Origin of the sequence: Alcanivorax sp. UBA3183, assembly GCF_002364155.1 — a bacterium.
Classification (GTDB): domain Bacteria; phylum Pseudomonadota; class Gammaproteobacteria; order Pseudomonadales; family Alcanivoracaceae; genus Alcanivorax; species Alcanivorax jadensis.
The window spans coordinates 25,430-29,605 of record NZ_DEXN01000005.1 but is presented as its reverse complement, the minus strand read 5'-3'; the positions used below and the strand labels follow the sequence as shown (position 1 = coordinate 29,605).

The window sequence follows — 4,176 nt, the reverse complement described above, 5'->3', positions numbered from 1 at the left end:
CCTCAAGCGGCGCTCCTACAGCAAAAAGGCCGCACCAGAAATCCGCCGGCGCGGCCTTTTGGTTTTCGTTTGCCAATGCCGTTCTACAACGACTTCTCCGGCATCGGCAACGCGGGCAACTCTCCGTCCAGTTGCTGCAGGCGACGCTCAAAGGCCTTCTGTGCCTTGCTGGTATCACCCAGCGCCTGATACAGCCGAGACAGTTCAGCCAGGGCTGTGGCGCTCTGGCTGGAGTTGGCGGCGGCCTCAAAGAAACCCTGGGCCTTGCCCCACAGACGGGCCTTGAGAGCCACTCGACCGGCCGTAATCAACACCGCTGCGTTACCCGGTCGTTCTGCCAGCCAGCCTTCCAGCACCTGTAGCAAATCATCCGGAGACATATCGTCGATGGCTTCCAGTACCGGCGGTAAGCGGTCATCCCACTGTTGGGTCAACTGCTCACGGACCAGATTCAAGGCGCCCTTACCACCGCCCAGCTGGGCCAGAAAACCGGTATAGCGGGCCACCATGGCCGGATCATTCTTCAAATGAACCGGCACATCCTTCCATAGCTTGCGCAGTTCCTCCCGACGGCTGTCCGCATCATTGAAGCCGGGCTTGCGCGCGGTTTCCTGCAGCAGGGCCAGCCAGGCTCGGCGTTCACGACGGGATTCCTTGCCCTCACCGAAGGCGCGCTTGAGGCGCGGCATCAGGGCGCACAGAGCCGGCCAGTCTTTCTGGCTCTCCAGCACTTCCGCATAGGTACGCAGGATGCGTTTGTTGCGCGGCGCCAGGTCCGCCAGCACCTTGAGCTCCTGGCGGGCCTGCTCCGGATAACCATCATCCAGCGCGAAACGGGCCTTCATCAGCCCGGCCACCAATTGGCCACGGCGGTCGCTGCTGGCATTTTCCAGATACCGCTGACTGGCCTCCACGTTCTCCTGTTCCTGAGCCGCTTCCGCCGCCAGCAACCAGGCCAGCAGGGGCCAGTCACCGTCTTCTCCGGCGGCTACCAGCAGCCGCTCGGCCTTTTCTTGTTCGCCATCCACCAGTTGCAGAAGACCACTGCGCAAACGCCGGGCCGCCACGGCTTTTTTCCAGCGACGTGTAGCTCGCACCGGCTCCAGCACATTCCAGGCGGCATTGCCGAGCAGGGTAAGCACCACAATGGCCACCACCGCCAGCAGTGCCGCCAGCACCACAAAGCCCAGGGTGGTGTCCAGGGAGAAGTCATCGCGGATTACCAGCACGTAGCCGGAATCCGACGCCATCCAGCGCCCCAGTGCCAGTGCGGCAACCAGGGCGATGACGATCAGCAGGGCGACTTTTTTCATGCACCGCCCTCCTTGCGTTTCAACTCTTCAATGGCAGCCAGACCCGCGCCAATCTCCGGCAGGGCCTGAGCCACACTGCTGCCACCCAGCTCTTTCAACGCCTTGCGCATTTGCGCCGCCCGCGGCTCATCCTCACGGAACCACTGGGCCAGCGTCGTGCGCGCATTATCCAGCGCCTGCTGGTAGGCCTTGGCACGTCCTTGCATTAGAGCCAGCTGCGCCTGCTGCAGACTGCCATCCAGGGTCAGACGCACCAGTGACGCCTGCTCGGCAGACAACGGCAACGGCACAGCCCCTTCGTGATGACGTACATTGATCGGCAGGCGGTCGAGCACGTCTTGCCACCAGGGCTGATTCACTTCAGGTAAATCCCGCTCGGGAGGGGCTTCCTCCACTGGCACCGCCAGCTCAGCGGTAATCTGACGCAGGGCGCCCAGGCGAAGCACCATGCCTTGCACATCCACCTGACCGGCACCGCTGAGTTTTTCCATGTCCATGGCCAGCGCCTGACGGGCCGGCAGCACCTTGGGATCATCAAGGCGGGCCAGGGTTTCATCCGCGGCTTTCAATAAACGCCGCGCGGCAGAGGCATCCTGGGTCAGCAGCAGTCGCTGGCTGGCCAGGCTGGCCAGTGCCCGGGCTTCGTTGACCAGCCACAGTGTTTGCCCACCACTCTGCATATCGCTGAGCACGGCGCGATCCTTGACCATACGGGCGGACAGCTCCGCCTGTTTTTTCTCGAAGGAAGACAGCGCGCCCTGCACCTCGCTGCGCTGGCTGGCCATGGCAGCTTTCAATTCGCTGATCTGACCGGCAAGACCGGCTTTTTCTTTCTGCATCTGCTGGAACTGTTGCCAGCCCCACCAGCCACCGGCCCCCAGGGCCGCCAGAACCACCAACACCACCAGTACAACCCAGATGCTCTTGCCTGTCTGGCGGGAATAAAGACGTTCCTGCGTCATGTCAGCTCCATGTTCTGATTATCTGGCACCCCCAAACGGGCGATCCTCTGCGAAAACCTTAATTGGGGCTGCGCTGAGTGTCCATTAAACAATGTAATAGGAGAGGCAAACAGGGCATGAACCCGGGAGATAGATTACAAAACACTACCTTGGCGATATGAAGAGATCAGTCATTCATGTTCTTTATGCAGAAGGCAGAGTGGCCAGCATATCTTCATCATGGGCACTGGCCGCCACTCGCACTGGACCGGCATGTTCCGCACGGATATGAGAGGCCACTCGCTCCCCGGCAGCCACCACCCCGACGTCAGGTGGAATTTTTTCGCTGATGGCTCGCCAGCTTTCCACACTGGTCACCATGACCCAGTTGCATTGTGCAGGGCAATGAAATGCTGCGCAGGGCAAACGACGATAGAACGGCAGGGTGACAACTTCCGCTCCTCGCTCGGCAAGAGTCTGTGCCAATAATTCCCGACCGCTATCACCACGACACAACAGCACTTTTTTTTCCGTCAGTTGCTGCAGGCAGAGCAGGGATAGCACCGCTTCGGAATTGAAACCGCCGTCAGGAACGGTGGGCTGCAGATGCCAGCGGGTAATTTCCGCCGCAGTGGCCTTGCCTACCGCCAGCCAGTGGACGCCCACCGGCCACTGGGGCCAGATATCCGCCATGGCGGCCAGGGCCAGGCGGGCGGCATTACTGCTGGCGAAGAAAACCGCATGGAACAAATCCAGGTCCATCAGCACCCGGCGGGTAGTATCGCTGACCGGCAGCGGCTCGATATGCAGTGCGGGGCTGTGCAGCGGCTGATAGCCAGCCTGACGCAGGGCATCCATTAAGGCCTGCTGCTGCCCCCGGGGACGGGTGACCAGCACCTGCATGACAATCAGCCTTTCTCGTAGAGAGCCTTGAGGATCACATCCGCCCCCTGGGCCAGCAGTTGCTCGGCAATCTCCACACCCAGTTCGGCACCGCGCTCGCGGGGGGCGCGCCCTTCTGCACGGAGCACCTGTTTGCCGTTTTCCTCGGCAACCAGGCCACGCAGCCAGAGCTGATCGTCTTCCAGCAACGCGAAGCCGGCGATAGGCACCTGACAACCACCCTCAAGACGTCGATTCATGGCTCGTTCCGCCACTACCCGGTCCCAGGTATCCACATCACTGAGCGGACTCAGCAGTGCGATGGTGCGCTCATCGCCTTCGCGGCACTCGATGCCGACCGCACCCTGCCCTACCGCCGGCAGGGATTCCTCCGGCGGCATTTCATAACGGATCCGCTCGTGCATCTCCAGCCGCTTGAGACCCGCGGCGGCGAGGATAATGGCGTCGAACTCGCCAGCATCCAGCTTACCAAGGCGGGTCTGCACATTACCGCGCAGGCTTTTCACCACCAGGTCCGGGCGGTTGGCCTGCACCTGGGCCTGACGGCGCAGGCTGGAAGTCCCCACACAGGCACCATGTGGCAGAGCAGACAGGCTGTCATGATGATTGGAGACAAAGGCATCGCGGGGATCTTCCCGCTCACAGATCACCGGCAGCGCAAAGCCTTCCGGCAATTCCATGGGTACATCCTTCATGGAATGCACGGCAATATCCGCACGGCCGTCCATGATGGCCTCTTCCAGCTCCTTCACGAACAGGCCCTTGCCACCAATCTTGGCCAGCGGGGTATCGAGAATCTTGTCACCCTGGGTCTTGATCCGAACCAACTCCACGCTCAACCCCTCATGCAGACTTTCCAGACGCTGCTGAACGTATTCTGCCTGCCAGATGGCAAGCGGGCTGGAGCGGGTGGCGATACGCAAGACTTCGCGGGACATGGGAGATCCTGTGGTTCTGAAATGAGGAGGACAGTTTACAGGAAGAGAAGCTCATACCGTAGGAGCCATGCTCGCCATGGC

At 61.4% G+C, this 4,176-nt stretch carries 4 protein-coding genes; all 4 read right to left on the bottom strand.

Annotated elements, in window-relative coordinates; translation table 11 throughout:
• Window positions 1-83: 83 nt before the first annotated feature.
• The 4 genes from B3Q33_RS01220 to hemC all read right to left on the bottom strand — a co-directional run bounded on the left by B3Q33_RS01220 (window position 84) and on the right by hemC (window position 4,095).
• Complete coding sequence (locus tag B3Q33_RS01220; protein WP_035245261.1) at window positions 84-1,313, bottom strand: heme biosynthesis protein HemY; 1,230 nt, start codon at window positions 1,311-1,313, stop codon at window positions 84-86.
• The gene (locus B3Q33_RS01215; RefSeq protein WP_035245263.1) at window positions 1,310-2,275 is read right to left on the bottom strand and encodes a uroporphyrinogen-III C-methyltransferase; all 966 of its coding nucleotides are present in this window, start codon (window positions 2,273-2,275) and stop codon (window positions 1,310-1,312) included. The genes B3Q33_RS01220 and B3Q33_RS01215 overlap by 4 nt, the downstream gene beginning before the upstream one ends.
• Window positions 2,276-2,458: 183 nt before the next feature.
• Window positions 2,459-3,157: a uroporphyrinogen-III synthase gene (locus B3Q33_RS01210; protein WP_035245265.1), complete on the bottom strand. Its 699-nt coding sequence runs from the start codon at window positions 3,155-3,157 to the stop codon at window positions 2,459-2,461.
• A 5-nt stretch (window positions 3,158-3,162) separates the two neighbouring features.
• The gene (hemC, locus tag B3Q33_RS01205) at window positions 3,163-4,095 is read right to left on the bottom strand and encodes a hydroxymethylbilane synthase (RefSeq protein ID WP_035245267.1); all 933 of its coding nucleotides are present in this window, start codon (window positions 4,093-4,095) and stop codon (window positions 3,163-3,165) included.
• Window positions 4,096-4,176: the final 81 nt, after the last annotated feature.

Bases quoted from the DNA above. Each gene is read 5' to 3' on its own strand.
- hemC (WP_035245267.1), bottom strand. From the start codon at position 4,095: ATGTCCCGCGAAGTCTTGCGTATCGCCACCCGCTCCAGCCCGCTTGCC.
- B3Q33_RS01220 (WP_035245261.1), bottom strand. From the start codon at position 1,313: ATGAAAAAAGTCGCCCTGCTGATCGTCATCGCCCTGGTTGCCGCACTG.
- B3Q33_RS01210 (WP_035245265.1), bottom strand. From the start codon at position 3,157: ATGCAGGTGCTGGTCACCCGTCCCCGGGGGCAGCAGCAGGCCTTAATG.
- B3Q33_RS01215 (WP_035245263.1), bottom strand. From the start codon at position 2,275: ATGACGCAGGAACGTCTTTATTCCCGCCAGACAGGCAAGAGCATCTGG.